The sequence below is a fragment of the Sinobacterium caligoides genome (assembly GCF_003752585.1).
GTDB lineage: Bacteria > Pseudomonadota > Gammaproteobacteria > Pseudomonadales > Sinobacteriaceae > Sinobacterium > Sinobacterium caligoides.
On the sequence record NZ_RKHR01000004.1, the window covers coordinates 971,072 to 990,966 of the forward strand.

Here is a 19,895-nt window from a genome sequence, read left to right on the forward strand (position 1 = left end):
TTTTTCCCCAGCCTTTAATTGACCCCCTTCCAGCTGAGATTGCCATGTGGTGGTGGAAGCCAATGGCACGGCGGCTGAGATTAGCGTATCCAGAGATTTTGGCTTGACTGCCACGACTGTGCTATCGACAGCAATATACTCTTTGTATGCACCTCACCCCTATTTCGATAACATGGCATACTCAACATCAGCGCGACCCAGAAATACTGTGGCTGAGAGAGGAACTGTTAGCCTTTAAACAGCCGCTTATATACCAATTTACACACTTGCTCCTTTCAATAGCAAAGAACGATGGAAGAAACATTATAGGAGCTGCCAGCGTTATTATTTTCTATCGACAGGGCTTATTAATATTGTTGCGAGAGATGGGGCTAGCGAGGGTTGCGCTGTAACTGAGTCGTTACAGCGCAAACCTTATGTTGACAATAAACACCTCGGTTAAGAGATGTATTTTTATCAATTAAGGCTTTGAACATTATTTCTGCTCTTCTCGAGAGCTTGGTGAGCTGCCTTTATTAAAATTTATGGTGATATCCTGCAAGGTGTCCCGGGCTATAATAAACGTATGGCATAGGGTCATGCTTGTTCCATAGTAGTAAGTTATGGAGATGAAGGTCATCATTTGAGCTCTTCTCAACATGGCACCAGCCTGCTTTTAAACGCTCCAAATTGGTGGTTGCTAAGCCTTGCTGTTGCCTGGCAACAGCATACTTATCCCAGTTTTCTTTGCACGAATATGCGTCTTTAACGGCACTCCAATCTTTAGCTGCCTTCTTACGGTTTATCTCTGCTAGCTCCCATAGCTGTGCTCGCTCTGCCTCTGCAGCAGCATTTTCACGCGCTTGAGCTGCATCATTCCACTTATAGTGATCGTATTTACCGTTTCTCGCCCAGACGACGTTGACTGTCGCGACATAGCCCCAGTTTTGAATTTTTACTTCCGGAGAACTGTTGGACTGAGCCGCTTGCGTGTAGTGTTGAACGAGATCATCCAAACTGTGTTTGGCTGTCTCTTCTGCACTGCAGTGAATTTTTTTATCTGCTTCATATTTACTTGCCAATCCAGTAAATAAATTATAATCATTCATGTTATCGGTGTACTTTACTGAGCCTTTAATAGAGCGATATAATGCCTCAGTTTTCGCATAATTCGCATGCCATTGGGCATTATCTAAAGACCATTTAGCATCGGCACAGGCAACTTGCTCCTTTGTCATTTCGGTGACTATCTGTGTAGCGCCATCTTTGACTTCAGAGGCCTGAGTGAGAGCGCTACTTGTTGCGAGTAGTGCGGCGATATACGTGATTTTATTCTTTAACATTTTCATTCCTTGAAAGTGTTGTTAGCTGATTGCTTTTATATTTTTTAATTTTTTCGTTAGTGTTGACGAAAAATCAATAATGTCATACTCCCCCTATTTAGTATAGTTGTTTTTTTCCTTCCATTGTTTGTTGCTGTTATTTCTGTGTTTTTTTATTTATGTTATTTAGTGCGCTATGACTGCAGACATGTATCTTCCATACATTTTATATTGTTTTATTTGTGATACGCGCCTCTGATGAGCGCCGCCTTACTCCATCTATAGCAGATGAGGTGCAGTAGATAAAACAACAACAACAAAACACCCATAGGTGTCGGTTATTTCTTTATTTAATCATCTTGTTATATGCTTTACGTGTGTTACCTGTAAATTAAAAACATAGGAAACCCCGTCGTTAATTAACAACCACCCGAAATAAATAATTAATGTAGTGAAGAAGAAAAATTCGCAAAGCACTGGCCAGCAAAGTGTTTCTTAGGTGAGGTTGTCGCAGTAATCGATGACCTTTATTTTATTGGTAGGTAGAATAATATAGCGTTCAATACAACCAATAGAATCATGACGTAACTGGCCAAGGATTTGTCACGCTGACAAAAATTATAAAAGTCATGCCGACCGACAAACAGCTGGCAGGCATCACGCAACAGCTGTATCGCCTCCGGCTCGCCGCTAATCATCGGCAGATGCTGCGCGATATCGGCGGTAGCGACATTGTCCACCGCCGCCGCCGTGAAGTAGTAGTGCTACTCCTTGCTGATACTGCTTCTGTTGGGCTGATAGCTCTTCGTCGTAGGCTGACAAGTCAAGATGCGACTATCATCGGGAGCGCGGCATTCAAGCCTAACAACAAGCGCTCAGCGTTGAGTTCAAGGGATAGGCTCAGCTTCGCCAACTGCCCCTGCGCGTACACGCCTGCATCGGTTCGACTGGCCGCCGATACCGTGCAAGGCTGATAATTTGTTATTTTATTTAAGGCGTTACGAATACGCCCTCGATAGTCGGCTTTTCCTCTACCTGCGTCGCCGTCGACTGTGCCTGCCAGCCAAAGTAGTTGCAGCCCTTGTAAGCAGTAGTCACATGATAGTAGTACATTCGGCAAGCTCCAAGGCATCGAGAAACACTGTCCTGGCGATAACCGCTTGTCTACGCCGACGCAACCGCCGGCGATAGTCTGGCCATATAATACTCATCAACCCGTGTCCCCTCGAGATTGATCGAGCCACGCCGCTCTCCCTCAATGACAAAACCGAATCGTTGATAGAGCTTAACTGCTCTCGCATTGGTGCTATGCACCGTCAGCTCTAGGCGTGTTATCGCCGCCGCCTCAGCGATGCTTAAGATAGTGTCCATCAGCAGCGAACCGACACCGCTTCGCCAATACGCTTTTTCCACACCAATCACCAGTGAGGCAACATGTTTATTTCTGTTTAAACTGCCCCCCTGTAAAATACACAGACCACAAATTTGCTGGCCATCTTCAGCAACAAACATTCGCTTCGTCGTATCCTGCGTGAACGAGCGGATAATCGCCTCTTGCTCGCAAACGGTTGTCGTACGTTCGCCGGGCTCGAACAACATATAATCGCTCTCAACATCTAACTTATGGAATAGCTGCAATACTGCAACGGCATCCTCCAACCTTGCCTCTCTACAGCGCATTAAAGCTTTCTCCCTCATTACCATGCCACATTATTATATTGTTAGAATACTGGATCATATGTAAACCTACCACCACAACGGGCGCACAGCAAAAGCTCATTAAAAACCAAGCTAAGTACCGCAAAAAGTGCGATAGCCGCGGTCAAAATCCTCATCGACAGATTGGTATTTCGCAGTCTGCGGCGTCTCCTCATAAGGGGAGCGCAGTGCTTCGAGGAACGGCTCCGCCGCCGTCGCTTGGCCGCTCTCGGTGCAACTCTGTAGCACCTGTTCCATGAGATGATTACGAGGAATCAGCCGCGGATTTTGTCCGCGCATCAAGACATACACCTCATCGTCTGTAGTCGCCTGACGGGCCAGCCGCTGCCGCCACGCCGGAAACGCCGAGCCCAACAGCTCTGCGGCCTGATCTGCCGCCGCCTCACTCTGCAGCGACTCCGTCAACCGATCGAAACCGATGGTGTAATCAACCTGGCGCTGGCTGAAGCTATCAAGCAACGAACGAATCAGCTTGTCGTCATCCGGCTCCGCTATCGCCATACCGAACTTGGCCGCCATCATCGCCATATACTGCTGCTGAAAACGGCGGGGGAAGTCGCTGATCAACGGCTCGACCTGCTGAAATATTGCCTCATCACCCTGCTCGTACAACGCCAAAATACATTCGGCAAAACGTACCATATTCCAGTGTGCAATATCCGGCTGGCTGCCGAAGGCGTAACGACCACTAGTGTCGATCGAGCTATAGACCGTCTGCGGGTCATAGACTCCCATCATCGCACACGGACCAAAGTCGATGGTATCACCACAGATCGCCGTGTTATCGGTATTCATCACACCGTGAATAAAGCCCACCCGCATCCACGCTACCACCAACGTAATCTGCTTCTCAATGACCTTGTCCAGCAGCAATACATGGTCATTGCCCGCTAGCTCACGCACCTCTGGATAATGGCGATCAATCGTGTAATCGGCCAGTTTAGTCAAGGACTCACGATCACCTCGAGCGGCAAAGTACTGAAAAGTACCGAGGCGAATATGGCTCGACGCCACCCTGGTTACCACCGCCCCAGGCTCCGCCGTTTTACGGTATACCGACTCCCCAGTAGTAACCACCGCGAGACACTGCGTCGTCGGTACGCCTAAAGCCTGCATCGCCTCACTCATGATAAACTCACGCACCGCTGGACCGATAGCACAGCGGCCGTCGCCATTGCGCGAAAAGGCGCTACGCCCTGAGCCTTTCAGCTGCAGATCCCAACGACAGCCCTGGTCATCCAGCAGTTCACCCAATAGATGCGCCCGACCATCACCCAGCTGTGGATTAAAGTTACCAAACTGATGGCCGGCGTAAGCGCTCGCTATCGGCTCTGCCCCTTTTGGTAAGGTGTTACCAGAAAATATCGCCGCTAACGCCTCGGCATCCGAGGCCGGCTTTTGCCTCAGCGACAACTGCTCCGCTAGACGAGTATTCCACAGCAACAGCGTCGGTGACGACACCGGAGTGGGCTCTGAGCGCTGGTAGAAGCGCTCACCTAACGCCACATAGGTATTTGCAAAATCCATTATTCGTGCCCTGTTATCGACCAGTTATTACGCTTATTCTAGCGCTTGCAGTCAATGGCCACAAACGAGCGATATTGCCGACAGCAATGACTGGCAACGACCATCAATCGTTGTCAGCTAATCTACGCTAACAAACGGGGCTAATAATAAATGACGACAACTAGCCCTAAGCGTGCGAACACAAACACTTTGCTGTTATTCGCCCGCCCATACAAGAAAAAAAAGCGACTAGAATACTCTAGACGCTATTTTCTTCTCCACATATCGCTCTTTTTAGGGCGCAGAAAAGGTGATGTCGCTGCAATTATAAAAACCTTCTCCTGCTGGATCATCTCTCTGCCAGCGAGTCACCAAGACTGCATTACCTGTTCGTTCGGGAAGCGGTACCGACAAGGTAAAGTAACTTTTTTCATCATCACCCACCCATGCCTCTAAATTTTTATAATCAGCCAAGTCAATTTTAGTCAAATCATCCCAGTCTAGCTTCTCGTTTGATTCGTCATAATCAGGCTTGGAGATATAAACCTCCCAATAGCTTGGGTTATGCACCGTCGTCGCCATGAACTTAAGCTCAATAGTCGCCCCTGATGCTACCTCCGTACGCTTCCAATCGGCTGACGCTACATCGATGCCACTGAGAATATCATTATTAGCGGAGCATACCGTGCCACCACTAATGGCCTTCTTAACCTCTTCCATATCCGTGTACTTAGCCACGTTAATCGCATATTGATCAATCTGATCGATGATAGTACTGCCTGATTTATCGTAGGCAGCCTTACAGGCGGCATTAGTGATCCCCGTGCCACCCGCGGGCCAATAAAACGCCTCACTTTCTTCATTACAATAAGCCTGACGAGAAGGAGGATCGACGGTATAGCCATGCGCCTGAACGAGCGAGGGCAACATCGATGCGCAGAGAATTGAACAGCCAGCCACTAGCGATAATTTTTTTATCATTTTATTGTAAGTCCTGTTTAATTATTTTTAGCTCCCACAAACAAGCTACTGCGTTGGCGGCGGCTTTACACATTAAAGATGGGCAAGGTGCGATAAAAAAAGAGAAGCTTCAGCTGCGTAATATTCTCGCCTGAAGCCTTCAACAATAAACAGAATTAAAAAAACCGACCAACAACCACCGACAGGGCGACCAACAACACATTGTTTTAAAAGAAAACAACAGCAACATACAACAATCAGCCACAATATGGGCTGCAAACACAAAGCGACAACTTTATTTTACAACGAGAGAATATTAAAGAGTGGACATACTTTCACAGCAAAGAAATGAGACACAAACCACAGAAGAAATCTAAATCAGAAACTCGGCAAAAAAACCAGAGCAAAACATCGTCACAACACCACAAAAAAATAAAAACAAAAAACCAACCAAAACTACCGACAATAAAAATCACCAATGGTATGTCATGAGACAAACGAGAGAGCAGTAGTACCCTCTCGCAGAGCCAGGCTAGCTTTTTATAATGCTATGCTTGTCGCCACACTCACTTGCTGGCCATCACCCTGGTTAATAGCACCTGTAATATAGGCATTCCAATGGCCGGGCTCTGGATTGTTAACGAGGACTTGCTCTATATTATCGACGTTATTAATCCCTCTTGTCGCCGCGCTGGCAGGGCTGTTCGAATCTTTTACCCAGGGGTAAAAACGCTGGCCGGATGGTGAGACTAACACCACATCAAGATCGTTAATCAAATTGCTTGCCGAACTGGCAGCGCCCTTAGGGTCGGTCCATACCATCGTCAATTTGAACATCGACTGCTGCGCAGGAACCACAAACGATAAATTTTCTGCCGCCTCGTTAGTGATCGTGCGAGCAAACAGGTGATCACGCCCTTGATCGACTAAGTCAATCGCCGCCTCAAGATCAACAAGCCCCCAGCCAGTATCATAATCTGGCCCCGGGTTGCCCTGATCCATCGCTGTGTGTAACAACGCAGCCTTTAGCTGCGATGCCTTAGGGGCCTCATCAAACACCTGACGGAAGCGCTCAACGAGCAGTGCTGAGGCGCCTGAAACGACGGGTGCCGCCATAGATGTGCCTGATATCCTAGTATAATCATTGTCAGTACCAGTAGATTTAAGCCAAACGCCATTAGCCACAACGTCGGGTTTTATTCTGCCATCGTTACTGGGTCCCCAGCCACTAAACTTCGTCATCCTGCCGCTATCATATACAGCGCCGACTGTAATAATATTCTTCGCATTGGCATACGAGGAGATAGTACTAAACCCTGTACCCCCTCCATCTGCCGGTTGCTTTTCACTTGCCGTGGTCAGGCCATCGTCACGGTCGTTGCCCGCTGACTTGACAATAATTAACCCTGTATCTTTAACAATTTCATCCCATAATCTTGCTTTGGTACTGTAATTACCAAATCGATATTGGTTGTCAACGAAGTACCAATCGCCCGTTTTTTTGTCGAGCACCCAGCCCACTTTAGTGCCATAAGAGTGATTGCTAATAACAATTTTAAGGTCTTCGGCGGCATGACGCATTTCTATACTATCGTTAGCCATATCATAAGCTAGCAGGGTCGCGGCAGGTGCCATGCCTTTCGCCCTCGCATCGAGACTACCATCACCAACCATGGTGCCTGCGACATGAGTCGCATGCTCTGATAGATCACCACCATCCTGCACAGTAAGGCGCGCTATGAGGTCGTAATGCCCAGCAACCTCACCAACATCCCAAATAGCCAAACGAACACCTGCCCCCGTTAAGCCTAAGCCATGGCGTACAGTATCAATATTAGAGAGTTTAGCGGCGTTACTATTATTGATCATCTCCTCACCGACTGCGTTGTCAATCCAGGCCACGCTGTTGATATTCGCAATCGCGTTAAAATTCGCCCCGGCAACCTCAACATGCAGGGCCGTCTTACCGAGGGGCTTGATATTTTCCGGCCCCTCAACCAGGGCCGTAGACAATAAATATTGCTCAAGCTCACGGCGCTCATCCGCCGTTAACACCTCAACGGCTACCACATAACCACTCTCGCTAGCCTCCCTTACCCCACGCTCAAGGATGCTGGGCGACACCTTATCTTTCACATCACGCTCCCCCATGGCATAGACCTGATCCAACAATGTGAGCTGCTGGACCTGCTCATTTGATACCTCGATCAGCCAGGTGTTGTTGTCGATAAACTGCTCCAGCACCACCCCGGTCGTAGCGAGTTGATCACGAGTCTCCGCGGTCAGCCCATCAGTCAGCTGCAAGTAAATATACTCACTCCCCGAGCCAATATTAGGGACGTGCTCAGGGTCTAAAACAAAATTAGCCCCCTTCAGGCGAATCACACTCTCGCCAGGTTGGGTGACATAGCTTTGCAGGGCATTCGTCGATAAATAACGACGCCCAGCTACATCCTGATCCGCCAAGAAGGCAAGCTCAGCCACTTGGTTAGTTAGCCGGTAACCGTGCTGTTCATTCGCCCGAGTCTCGCCCCCGCCAAACGTCGCCGCTTTATCGCCCGCGACATCAAGCACGGCCGGCGCATTATTTTCAGCAGCCGTAGCTTCACCTGCAGGGAAAAGCTCTCGCTGGGGCGAATAATGCTGCAGATAGTAGTAACCGCTCGCTGATACGAGGGCAATAGCAAAGAGGGTTTTGCGGGTGTTCATGGTCGTCGTCCTTAACGTCATCAGTCACATAAAGCAGGGCTAATTTACTTATTAGCTTACTCTTGACCTTCGGCAGCGCTCTTACTTGAGCTGGCCATATAAGCTTGAAGCAGATCCATAGCGCGTCGTTACGCACCATGTTATTGCCTGTTATGCGGCTACACTAACGCATTGGACTATTGATGAAAAGGGACAGGACGAAGATCGCTGTAAGGATTTACGACAGTATTAGGGCGGCCGGTGCATCACGGCCCACTCCCAAAGAGTGGGCGAACACCTAAGGCTAATTCGTCAACTGATGAGTGACAGGAGCCTCCGCCTGCTTGGCGAATAGCTCTTCAAATACAGCTTCAACCGCGCGTTCCGTACGATGCTGACGCGTTTCGGCATCCACATTCTCATCAATGAAAACCTGTACGATGCCACGCCATAACAACACCCCCTGCGCATCTGTCACGCGAATAGCTAAGGCGCCTTTATCATAATGGGTGCCCGGCCCACCCACCAGCCCGGGATCGACACCGAAGCGTAACACCAGGTTGGGTGCCTCAGCACCATCCTTACCGAGTGCGGCAATAGCTGAGACTTGATAATCACTCTGCTGCTGTTTATCACTGATAAACTCATGACCATGCGCCTTGATGGTACTTTCGATCTCACTCGTTAAACGCCTTGCCGTTGCCTCTTTAGCCTCCTTGGTGTCCTTATCAACACCGACAATAATAAGGTCATCGTGCCACTTAAAGGTGTCCGTTGGCTTGATCTGAATATTGGCCACATCGAGTGCTAATACAGAAATTTTCGACATCGAATCCTCTGGCTGAACAGACTCAGTCGTCGTGGTCGTACAGGCTGTGAGCATTAGCGCGGCAAGCGTCAACGAAACCCCCGCTTGAATAGTCTTTAATCTTGTCATGATAACATCCTCTTTTACATACAGCGCTTATTCAGCGCCTGCCTCTGCACACATAATATGATATCTATCGCGCGAATATTGAACACTCGAACAAATTTGCTATTTGCTTCTCTTATTAAGCAAAAAAACAATATCACACATCAAATATTCCAAACGACATACAAAAGCTCAATTCAACAAATTTCATTTATTATCCAGCCATACCGTTCGAATTATATTAACAATCTCCCGAGCAGCTATTGCCACTTTAATCACCGACTAATATTCATCTCCTTCAGTCACGAACCGTGACGGTTGAATTATAATCAATATACTTTCAAGAAGCCGATAATTCGGGAGTGCAAGCTTACTAAATCTGCACCTCAGCGACATACGCAATTATACCAAGATCAGTAAAAAATCAACTTTTTGTTACCCTCACGAAGCGCAGACACTGACACACTACTGGCGCGTCACCTCTCCCTCTCAGCCCCAACTATTGAACAATTGTTCCGCCGGCTCATTGAGCGGGTAAACTAGAATCACACGGGTCGAATTGCCACCCAGGTCGTGTGGTGAGCCAATACTCTGCAGCACACCAAGTGCCTCATAGCTCTCGCCTAAAATCTGCAAGTCAGTGCGCAAGTTAGGACTCGGCTGATAATGTGGATCAAAACTCCACCACGAGTCGGGTATATGTGGCAGTTCGGACCTCAACTCGTTGATTAAGCTGGCACTATCGATGTTGTTTAACTGCTCACGATACACTCGCTGAATGAGAAAGCGGGTGTATCTTTCCCGTTCGACAAAACTATCATTAAAGGCATCTAGACCAAACAAGACGTTAAACAACGAGATGGGCAGCTTAAGCTCGCTATAGCTGTCCCCCATCAAAAAAATCAATGCCGCGCGAAATCCCTCATTAATTTGTATCACTTCGTAGCGACGATTCACCACGATGGCAGGATAAGGCGAGTGGCGACTCAGCAATAGATCAACGGCTAGCTGTACTTCTCCCTGGTACTCTTCAACCTCATTATTACTGTGGCTGTCATAGGCGAAACCCGCGACACGCATCAGCTCGCTATAAGATTGATCGCTACTTTGCAGACAAGTTGACAGCCGCTTGACCATCGACCGTGTCGGGGTGGTTTTTCCCGTTTCGAGATTTGAAATGTTGCGCGTCGTGGTATTGGCACGCTCGGCAAACGCCATCTGTGACAAGCCCTGCGCCTTTCTCAATGCCTTTAAAACCTGACCGAAGGTCTCGGCGCCCGCAAACTTAACCATGCCTTCTCCCTCCTGGCGATAAATTCATAGCAATCGTTAGATGCACTATGCCCATTTTGGGTATGTCGTCATTAACAGCAAAGCACTACGATTATAGACAGCGGAAAAGCCATGACGAAACCTTTACCGGAACAGCTATGTGGCTATTAATACGAAGAATAATAGGAGAGTCACTCATGATAAATACTACAACGGCCCTAGTCATTGGCGCCAGTGGTTTTTTAGGCAGCCATGTGGTCAAGGAGCTGCTTCGCCAGGGCTATAATGTGCGTATCATGGTGCGCGCCAGCAGCGACTTAACCGCATTAGATGGCCTCAGCTATGAAAAGGCCATCGGTGACGTCGCCGATGTCACTTCATTAAAAGCGGCCATGAGTGGCTGTGACTGGGTCTTCTACTCTGCCGTCGATACTCGCGCCTGGTTATTCAATAGCGGCCCGCTTTATCAAACCAACGTGTTAGGCACGATCAACGCGGTCAATGCCGCGACTGCATGTAACGTCAAACGCTTTATTCTTACCAGTAGTCTTGTCACCATCGGCAAGCCTAAGCATGGCATCGCCGATGAAAACGCCATCCCCAGCGACGAGGAATTATTTACCGAGTATATGCGTACACGCTTCCTTGCCGAGAAATATGTATTAGATGCAGCAAAGGAACATGGCTTCCCCGGTATTGCCTGCTGCGTCTCTAATACCTATGGTGCCGATGACTTACAACCTACACCGCACGGTAACCTGATCAAACAAGTCGCCTTAGGCAGGGTGCCGGTGTACCTAAAAGCCAAGTCAGAGTGTGTCGGCGTCGTCGATGCAGCACAGGCACTGATTCTCGCCGCAGAAAAGGGCCTTATAGGCGAACGCTACATCGTCTCTGAGTCCTATATCAGCAATAAAGAGCTGTTTAAAACAGCAGAGCGCAGAGCGGGAGTTACCAGGCTGCTTTGCGCCGTCCCGACCTCGCTGGTCTACCTTTGCACCACTGTCATCGGCTTATTTGCCCGTCTATTGGCCAGAGACGCTCTACTGAGCAATAACTCCGCGCGCCTGATGTACCAGACCTGGCCACTCAGCAATAAAAAAGCCATCGAACAACTTGGCTGGCAACCCCGACCAGTAAAGCAATCAATTGAAGAAGCTGTTGATAGCTATCTGGAGCAATAAAGACGCATAATTGATGAGAAGAAAAACGCCCTCCCCCGAAAACCTGTTCGCAAATTCTCTCGTAAACTTTTCGCATACCTCTCGAATACCTCTCGAAAAAGATTACGAGAGGTATGCAACTAAAAAATAAATCAGCGCTTCAAAGAGCAACCTATAAAGAAATAGCGCACCCCACCCGACGCTTAAGTTCAAAAATAGAAATAGCAATATCCCGCCAAAAGCTCTCTTCACAGAAAAATAGAAAAACAAACACAAGATAAACCCCCTACTCCATCACAAAAAACAAACAACCAAAAATCTATAAAGAAATACACACAAAGAAAAAACAGAACACAACAAAAACACTAAAAAAGCAGCATATTAGATGTCATTACAGACGGTTAAGTATTTAACCACCAAAGGTTTCTCCCATCGTAGACGACGCCAAACACAACAACAATAACAACCGTCAAAACATGTAGTTATGAGCCAAAAGTTATTTCAGCGTTTTATTGCAAGCAATCTAAAGGCAGGTTTGACAGCGCTGTCAGCGCGATGATAGCGTGAGAAGTGTGGAATGCCTGCGCAGGCTTTAATGTTTTATTAACACGGATTTATCGAACTAAAAAAATAAACTTATGGAGAGAATATGAAATCATTACGGATAGCAGCATTAAGTGGCGCAATGTGTTTGCTCACGGCACCGGCCTTTTCAGCGACGCCTGGGGACCTAGCAATTACATGGATGGAATCAACCTACGCAAGCGGCGATAATTTACCCGTCACCTGGAACATGTGGTGGGGCAACAACGGCGATTCTTGGTCGCTGCTCGATAATGGCACGGTCATCTGCGAAGGCACGCTGACGCCTAATGGAGAGAACGCGCAAACAGCTACATGCACGCAAGACTTTGCCATCGGTGCGCATTCATTAGTCGCAAAGTTATGCCTTGCAGACGACTGTTCTAGCAGTGCTGCGACAGTTTTTAGTGTTGGCAATGACAACGCTGTCAGCGACAAAACCCCTTGGGAATATTTAGATAACTCCGAATGGGAGGCGCGAAAAGCCGCAGGTATGCGCGAAAAGAACAAGCCTTACAACAACACCGATGGCAAACGTGTGGCGACCTATTTTGTCGAGTGGGGCGTTCACGGCCGTCAGTTTTACCCCAAGGATATTCCCGTCGAAAACCTAACTCACATCATGTACGGATTTATTCCCATCTGCGGCCCAAATACCTCTTTAACCGGTACCGCCAAATCAGCACTAGACCAACAGTGTGCCGACAAGGAAGACTACCAAGTCGTCGTACACGATAAGTATGCTGCTCTCGAAAAAAATGATATGGACGCAACTGGAAGTTGGGATGATCCTGTAAAAGGCATTTTTGCTGAGTTCTACCGCATGAAGATGACCTATCCGGATGTGAAGATTATCCCTTCTGTCGGTGGTTGGACTTTATCAGACCCATTCTACGAGATCGCCTCTAACCCAGCAGCAAGAGCAACTTTCATCACTTCGATTATCGCCCTCATCGACCAGTATGACTTCTTCGATGGCATCGATATTGACTGGGAGTTCCCCGGTGGTGGTGGTGCCAACTCTACGCTAGGCTCTCCCGATGATGGGAAAAACTTTGCGATCTTAATGCAAGAGTTGCGCGCAGCATTAGATGAGTTGGAAATAGAAAACGGCAGAACTTACGAGCTAACGGCAGCCGTCAGTGGCGGCGTTAGTAAAATCAGCGAAATTGACTGGGAGAATGCCATTGACTCAATGGACCAAGTCAATGTGATGACCTACGACTACTATGGCACCTGGGATCAAACCTACGGTCACCAAACAGGTATCTATGATACCGATACTAGAAGCACGCTCGTCGACGGTAGCAACGCCAACGATGTCGTCAACTATCTAACCACTAAAGGTGTCGCCGCGAACAAGATCAGCGTTGGCGTAGCGATGTATGGTCGTGGCTGGACAGGCATCACGAATGGCGATGCAAGCGGCCCCTTTGTCGAAACTGCGACAGGCGGCACGCCCATCACTGGACTTGAAGCAAATGGTTTCTGGGAGGACGGTATCGTTGACTATCAAGGCATCGAAGAAAATCAGCTTGGCGGCGAAGATGGCCAAGGCGCCAATGGCTTCGAGCTGTTCTGGGACGACATTGCCAAGGCAACCTACCTATGGAACGAAACGACCGGCACCTTCATCTCTTTCGATGACAAACGTTCGGTGAAGGCCAAAGGTGACTTTGTCACTGAAAAAGGCTTGGGGGGGATTTTCTCCTGGGAGATCGACTCCGATAACGGCACCCTGTTAAACGCCATGCACGAAGGTCTAGGCCACACCGAAAAAACACAGTAACAAAATGCGACAGTAGTACGACAGAGCGCTAAGTGCCTTGGGCCTTAGCGTTTTTTATTGCGCTGCTTGCACGAACAAGCACCTCTACACGAGTAATAGAAGCAACTTATTTAGCCTTTATTTTTCTGCTTAACGCCCAGCTGTGAATAAATATATGCAAATAAAATACCTGCTACAGCACCGAAAAAATGTGCTTCGTATGAAACATGCGAATCAGTCGGCAATACTCCGTAAACCATCCCGCCATATAACAGCCACACCAGCAAGGCGAGCAGCATATTGATCAGGCGGCGATCAAACCAGGCCATCGCCAACGATAAACTCCATAAACCAAACACCCAACCACTAGCACCAACATGGGAAGCCGATCGACCTAACAGCCACACCAAGCAACCACTTACGATGATGATAAAGGCACTGCTCACTAGGTAGAACTTTACCGAGCGCAACAAGCTGATCGCCGTAAAAAAACACAGAGCAACTAAGTTGCTCACAAGGTGCGCCGCACTTGCGTGAATAAAGGGCGCGATTAAAATACCAAAACTGCCCTCAACAGAGCGAGGCACAATGCCGAGCCCGCTCAGCCCGCCAGGCGTAGTAATATTGACCAAATGCACAAGGCACATAGTCACTACCAAGCCAGCTATAAGCCACAACTTTCCCCTAAGCGCCTTCGACAGCTTCAATTTACTAACGCTCTGGCTTTGGCTTTGACTTTACTCGCGGCCGCTGTGCCGCTTTTAGCTCCCTTAACTGCTGAGCAATACCCTGCATCTTGTCATGAGTACGAAGATCGATATCAAGCTTCTTATCCATACTACGCACCAGCGGGTAAATACTATGTTCGATTGTCTCTGCGAGAACAGTCAACACACCATCCATACCTGGTACTGGCTGATTAATAACCTCGATATTAGGGCTTAGGTTCTCCAGCGCAGCGGCAATCTTCTCGACGATCGTCGTCAACAGCGCAATTTCATCGGCGTGTTTCGGCTGTTTCTCACCGCCCTCACTAGCGGTTTCCGCAAGCTGTTGAATACCAGTAACCATATCGGATAACTGCGCAACAACCCTGCCACCCACATCACCATCATCTCCCCCCATGGCTTTGTTACGCAGGAAATCCTTCTTAATCTGCTGCCAGCGAAGCGCCTGCTCTTCCGTCATATTGCCGCGTAATTCGGCGAGTTTGAGCAGGTTATCCTCGGCGCCCGTGGTAAGCAACTGCGCCTCGCCCAAATAATGATCGGCGATCATCTGTAGCATTTCCTGCTCGTTCATCACCGCTGTAATTTTCTCAGTCATCTTGTTCATGTTGCGATAACTACCCTGCAACTTGAACGCCGGCTCAGTACGGTATTTGTCGTCCTGTGCCGCCGAGGCGATATATTGCTTATTGATCTTCAGTATCACCTGCTGAACCGTCAGCATTTTTTGTAAGATCTCTGTGATCTCATTAATTTCGGCAGCACTGTACTGATGACTCAGGTCGCTGCTGGCAACACGGTCGCCTTTTGCGAGCTTAATCAACTTATACACATCGTCCATATCACGCACGGCTAACGGCGCTAAGACGGGGTTTGAGGTCAAAGAGTTTTCAATATAGCTCAGCGAGAACTGCTCATCCATACCACCTAAAATATCACCGAGATTGTAGATGTCAGCACGGTTAGCCAGCATGTCAGGAATTTTGAATGCCTCACCAGATTCCGTATAAGGGTTACCCGCCATAACAACACAAAACTTCCTGCCACGCATATCATAGGTTTTGGTTTGCCCTTTCCAAACACCATCAACCCGCCTCGTACCGTCACACAGGGATATGAACTTTTGTAGGAATTCGGGATGAGTGTGCTGAATGTCATCGAGGTAAAGCATGACATTATTGCCCATCTCTAAACCGAGATTCAGCTTTTCTAATTCATTCCGTGCCGTCGCGTTCGGGGCTTGCTGTGGGTCAAGTGACAGCACATCGTGCCCGAGGGAGGGGCAGTTAATTTTCATGAAAATCAACCCAAGACGATTGGCGACATACTCCATCAGCGTTGTCTTACCGTAGCCTGGCGGCGAAATCATCATTAATAGGCCCATCAAGTCAGAGCGCTTATTCTCACCGACGGTACCCATTTGCTTCGCTAAATTATCACCAATTAACGGCAAGTAAGACTCATTGATTAATCGATTTCGCACAAAAGAGCTCAATGGTCGCGCCTTAAATTCCTCTAGCCGTAAAGCATTACGCTCCTTCGCAATAATCTCATGCCTCACCTCTAGATAACGTTGGTAGCCAGGCACTACCTCGAAGCGATGCCTCTCCATGCGTTGCAAGTAAGCGTCCAGAGAGAATGACAGGGCACGCTTATTGATCGAGCTGTGCTCACCCAGCAGGCCCTCAATCGTCAGCTCCAAATCGGTCTCGGTTAGCCGCCGATCCAGTCGTTCATCGGCATTGATCAAAGCTACGGCCTCAGGGATATAGCGCTCCAGTTGACTCAACTGTTTTTCTTCAGTCAACGCCTTTAGCCAAGCGGTCGTTAGGTTCCAGCGCTCTGCTGGCCAACCCAACATCTTGTTTAATGCCATTTGATAGCGCCGCCAAGTCGCACTATCCAACGAGCGCTTTAGTTCCTCTACCAATTGGGTCGCATATTTACTGCCGACAAATTCTACGCGCTCCGCGCCCAACTCTTCCACTAAGTAGTCAGAAGCCCTTCTAATGTCGAGCTCATTAACTGGCAGCGGGTGCTCACCAACAAAAGCAGACAAACTGCTGGCAATCTCTTCCGCCAACAACTCCAATGCCTGACTGCTCGCAAATATCGACTGCATCTGTAATGCCGATTGAGCACGCTCTGGCCAGGTAGTAAAGGACAAGGCGTCAGAGCCTCTCGGCGAGCTCGAGCGGTCTTTTGCTGTACTTTTTATATTGGCCCAAAAAACTTGCGCCAAGCCTCGGCTTAGCGGGTCGTACTTAAGAAGCCCAGCACGATCAATCGCGGGTATTAACGCTTTGAGCAGAAGAACCGCGTCATGATCATGTATACCTTTTACATAGCCCTCTTTATAACGAGGGCTGGCGAACTCTCGAACCAACTTATTGATTGCCTGATCATCATTCAACGCCGTACGCAGGGCATTCATCGACATGCCCTCAGTTTGAGCGATCGCAGCTTCAATGATCGAAGAGGCTAAATATTCGCCTCGATAGACATCTGGCGTCTCCGACTCAAGCGACATCTCCCAGTAGTCACGCAACCCCAGCAACTCAGGGTGAGCTATTTGCTCATAATAATCGGTGCCAGTAAGATGGATGTTGAGCTCACTACCACGAGGGATAATCGTCAGGTCAAGTTCTTGCGTATTAACCGAGAACCGATGGCGCGGCCCCAGCTTAATAATATTACCGCCCTCCTCGTAGATATCTGTTTTATCCCGCAGCGCACGCAATGCCTGCTCTTTAATCGACTTAAATCGCGACTCGACATCGTCAGCTTTTACAGCGTTACCCAGCTCACGTAGCTGCTCAGCTAACTCACGGCTTTTCATCACCAGCGTGTCGGAGGCAAAATAGGTATTGAGCTCATCGGCTTCAGTAAATTTCAGTGAGCGCTTCTCAATACTCGACAATATACGACTGGCTGCATCAGTAATCGACTGAGCCTTTCGTTGCCGCTCATCCATTAACTGCTGCTTATGGCTCTCAAACGATTCATAGATCTCATCACGCTTATCCATGATGTCGGTTAAGAACTGCTCAAAGTCACTAAACTGACTCTCGAGTTCCTCCAGCTGAACAAGCAGACGAGACAGCTGCTCGTCGCAGCTCTCGGGCGTTGACGCGAGGCTCAAAGCATTCGTTATGCTTTGTGAGAATAACTTAAACTGCGCACCAAACTGCGCGATAGCTTCCGATGAACCTAGGTTTTTTTGCTTGTGCTTGGCATTAGCCTTACTCTGATTAATCTGTGAGTAAACCTGAGATATCGCATCGATGATCTGTGTTCGAACGGTAGTGTCTTCGACCTTTAACGCACTCATCAGCTCAGACAACAGATCGAGACCTAAGGCAGTATTATCAATTGTCTCGATCAGTGGCGTCAGTTCACTGATCGTCTCTGCCTCATCAACCTGTCGATTCAACGCCTCTATTTTCTCTTGATAGGGTTCAAGCGCGGTCGGGTTCGCCAAGAAAGCCACTGTCTGCTCGCTCAGGGAAGACTCCAGCTGTTGTAGCTCCGAATCTAAAGCCTCAATCTTCTCAAGGTCGATATAGCGATGTTCCTTGATCGTCACCAAGCGGCCACGCTGCCGACGCAGCCTACCTAAAGCATCAACATATTCCTCGGCTACCCGCCAATTATCTGGCCTTATCGATTGCACCAGTTCCTGCTGTTGCTGCTCTGCCTCGAGCATCGTTTTATTTGACTGCTGACGAATACTTTCGACTTTTTCAAACTCATCGATAACCAGCTCGGCAGTTTTTTCCACTTCCTTAACGAGCGAGGCTATTTTTTTCGTCTCATCACTATCAATCCAAAAGTGATTGTCGAAAAGTTTTTTTGCTGACTGACTAAGTGTTTCGTACAACTTAGATGACACAGACTGGTTATCGATCATACGACAGACACTGTAGAGATCAGACACCCCCCGTACCAATTCGGCGTTGCCAATGCGCCCGAGAAATGTCTGGCTCGTCGGTGCCTTGCTGGCAAACTCCGCACTAAAATACGGTGTCTGCCACAACTGCATAGGGTGAACCCGTGTCGGCTCTGATTCGGCAGAAAACAACACTAACTGACCATCCTCTGCCAGTGCATAACCATGACCATAAATAGGGTTTTGCAGCGTTTTTTCAATCAGGTTATAGGCGAATAAGCCTACCTGACCCAACTCGGGCTGATAGAATACAAAAAGGATGTCTTCGCCATTAGGGGAGCGAATTTTTCGTTCAAACTTTAGCCCCTCTGTCTGATCATCGAAGCGCTTATACTCACCGGTCTGAAGGCAATAACCACCGGGAAAAATAATGCCGTGATCTTCTGGCAGTTGAACGCAAGACTGGCCAATCTCATCGATGCGCAAAACCAACTGTGTAATCGTATTGTAAACGAGATAGCGCCAGTGATCCTCACGATAAGGGCGTACTTTTAATAAGATAAAGCGACCAATAGCTGCATAGCTTATCTGTGCATCATCAAGCGATTGAGTTTCATCATCAACAGGCTCGCGATAAATGCCTTGCCCGTCCTCAGTATTATTCTCTATCTTGATGGTTAGGTCGCCGCCGACAGTTTCGACAAAAATCGTATCTAATATATTGATATGAGCGTGACGACCGTTAACCACATCATCCCTGCCAGTCTCTACCCACTCAAAATCATAGGCTGGAGGCAGCTGTATATCGCGTTCACCACGGTTATCAATATATTTTATTTCCTGCCCATCGGCAGAAACAGACCAGCGGAACACACGAATATCATCGAGTCGCTCACCAATCTGGAAACCCGCTAAAAGCTTGCCATTTTTCAGCGTTAACTCAATTAGCTTGGTATTTTTGTAATAACGATAAAGCTCATCGAAATCATTTACAAAACTACTTTCATTGAGAAACGAACCAGCCAAATCGACGGCTTGCATGTGAAAACTGCCCTGCTCTTCACAAATATCGAACAGCGCAAAAACATCTTCAACTTTCGTTTCTTTTTTTAACCCAATAAAAACATTGTAACCGAACAGCAGGTGGTCACCCACCTGAACAATATCACGAGCAATACAGTTGTTTTCCGTACGAACCCTGACGCGCGCGGTCACACTCATCTCTGAGCTACCGAATTCATTAAGTCGAGCCTGATTTAGCTCGCGCGCTTGCTGATCCAGCTGCTGCCCCTGATCGAGTAACCTTTTTTTGATTACCTCATAGGCGCCGCCCTGAGCAACTGCGCTATCGACAACATCCGAAGCTAACTCAACGGATTGATCTTGCTGCACCATTCATTCATCCT

At 48.2% G+C, this 19,895-nt stretch carries 13 protein-coding genes; 3 read left to right on the forward strand and 10 right to left on the reverse strand.

The window, feature by feature from the left end; translation table 11 throughout:
* Window positions 1-515: 515 nt before the first annotated feature.
* Complete coding sequence (locus EDC56_RS10960; RefSeq protein ID WP_148059387.1) at window positions 516-1,322, reverse strand: hypothetical protein; 807 nt, start codon at window positions 1,320-1,322, stop codon at window positions 516-518.
* Between the two features lie 608 nt (window positions 1,323-1,930).
* Between EDC56_RS10960 and EDC56_RS19460 the strand changes: the two genes are divergently transcribed.
* Window positions 1,931-2,275: a hypothetical protein gene (locus EDC56_RS19460; RefSeq protein ID WP_148059388.1), complete on the forward strand. Its 345-nt coding sequence runs from the start codon at window positions 1,931-1,933 to the stop codon at window positions 2,273-2,275.
* A gap of 16 nt (window positions 2,276-2,291) precedes the next feature.
* Here EDC56_RS19460 and EDC56_RS19950 read toward each other — a convergent pair whose 3' ends face one another.
* The 7 genes from EDC56_RS19950 to EDC56_RS11000 all read right to left on the reverse strand — a co-directional run bounded on the left by EDC56_RS19950 (window position 2,292) and on the right by EDC56_RS11000 (window position 10,380).
* On the reverse strand, window positions 2,292-2,414 hold the full coding sequence (locus tag EDC56_RS19950; RefSeq protein WP_281273358.1) for a hypothetical protein: 123 nt from the start codon (window positions 2,412-2,414) through the stop codon (window positions 2,292-2,294).
* 51 nt (window positions 2,415-2,465) lie between these two features.
* The gene (locus EDC56_RS10975) at window positions 2,466-2,999 is read right to left on the reverse strand and encodes a GNAT family N-acetyltransferase (protein WP_162844155.1); all 534 of its coding nucleotides are present in this window, start codon (window positions 2,997-2,999) and stop codon (window positions 2,466-2,468) included.
* A 93-nt stretch (window positions 3,000-3,092) separates the two neighbouring features.
* Complete coding sequence (locus EDC56_RS10980) at window positions 3,093-4,547, reverse strand: protein adenylyltransferase SelO (protein ID WP_123712550.1); 1,455 nt, start codon at window positions 4,545-4,547, stop codon at window positions 3,093-3,095.
* Between the two features lie 273 nt (window positions 4,548-4,820).
* Window positions 4,821-5,507, reverse strand: coding sequence for a lytic polysaccharide monooxygenase auxiliary activity family 9 protein (locus EDC56_RS10985; protein ID WP_123712551.1), 687 nt, complete (start codon window positions 5,505-5,507; stop codon window positions 4,821-4,823).
* A gap of 519 nt (window positions 5,508-6,026) precedes the next feature.
* The gene (locus EDC56_RS10990; protein ID WP_162844156.1) at window positions 6,027-8,195 is read right to left on the reverse strand and encodes a S8 family serine peptidase; all 2,169 of its coding nucleotides are present in this window, start codon (window positions 8,193-8,195) and stop codon (window positions 6,027-6,029) included.
* A gap of 283 nt (window positions 8,196-8,478) precedes the next feature.
* Window positions 8,479-9,111, reverse strand: coding sequence for a DUF4136 domain-containing protein (locus tag EDC56_RS10995; protein WP_123712553.1), 633 nt, complete (start codon window positions 9,109-9,111; stop codon window positions 8,479-8,481).
* Window positions 9,112-9,576: 465 nt separating this feature from the next.
* Window positions 9,577-10,380: a helix-turn-helix domain-containing protein gene (locus EDC56_RS11000; protein ID WP_123712554.1), complete on the reverse strand. Its 804-nt coding sequence runs from the start codon at window positions 10,378-10,380 to the stop codon at window positions 9,577-9,579.
* A gap of 176 nt (window positions 10,381-10,556) precedes the next feature.
* Between EDC56_RS11000 and EDC56_RS11005 the strand changes: the two genes are divergently transcribed.
* Together EDC56_RS11005 and EDC56_RS11010 are read left to right on the forward strand one after the other, a co-directional pair.
* Window positions 10,557-11,543 carry an NAD-dependent epimerase/dehydratase family protein gene (locus EDC56_RS11005; protein WP_162844157.1) on the forward strand — a complete coding sequence of 329 codons (987 nt, stop codon included), beginning with the start codon at window positions 10,557-10,559 and terminating at the stop codon, window positions 11,541-11,543.
* Between the two features lie 628 nt (window positions 11,544-12,171).
* Window positions 12,172-13,893 carry a glycosyl hydrolase family 18 protein gene (locus EDC56_RS11010; RefSeq protein ID WP_123712556.1) on the forward strand — a complete coding sequence of 574 codons (1,722 nt, stop codon included), beginning with the start codon at window positions 12,172-12,174 and terminating at the stop codon, window positions 13,891-13,893.
* Window positions 13,894-14,003: 110 nt separating this feature from the next.
* Here EDC56_RS11010 and EDC56_RS11015 read toward each other — a convergent pair whose 3' ends face one another.
* Together EDC56_RS11015 and EDC56_RS11020 are read right to left on the reverse strand one after the other, a co-directional pair.
* On the reverse strand, window positions 14,004-14,519 hold the full coding sequence (locus EDC56_RS11015) for a rhomboid family intramembrane serine protease (protein ID WP_123712557.1): 516 nt from the start codon (window positions 14,517-14,519) through the stop codon (window positions 14,004-14,006).
* A gap of 64 nt (window positions 14,520-14,583) precedes the next feature.
* Window positions 14,584-19,884 (reverse strand): DNA repair ATPase, encoded by a 5,301-nt coding sequence (locus EDC56_RS11020; RefSeq protein ID WP_123712558.1) that lies wholly within the window; start codon window positions 19,882-19,884, stop codon window positions 14,584-14,586.
* Window positions 19,885-19,895: the final 11 nt, after the last annotated feature.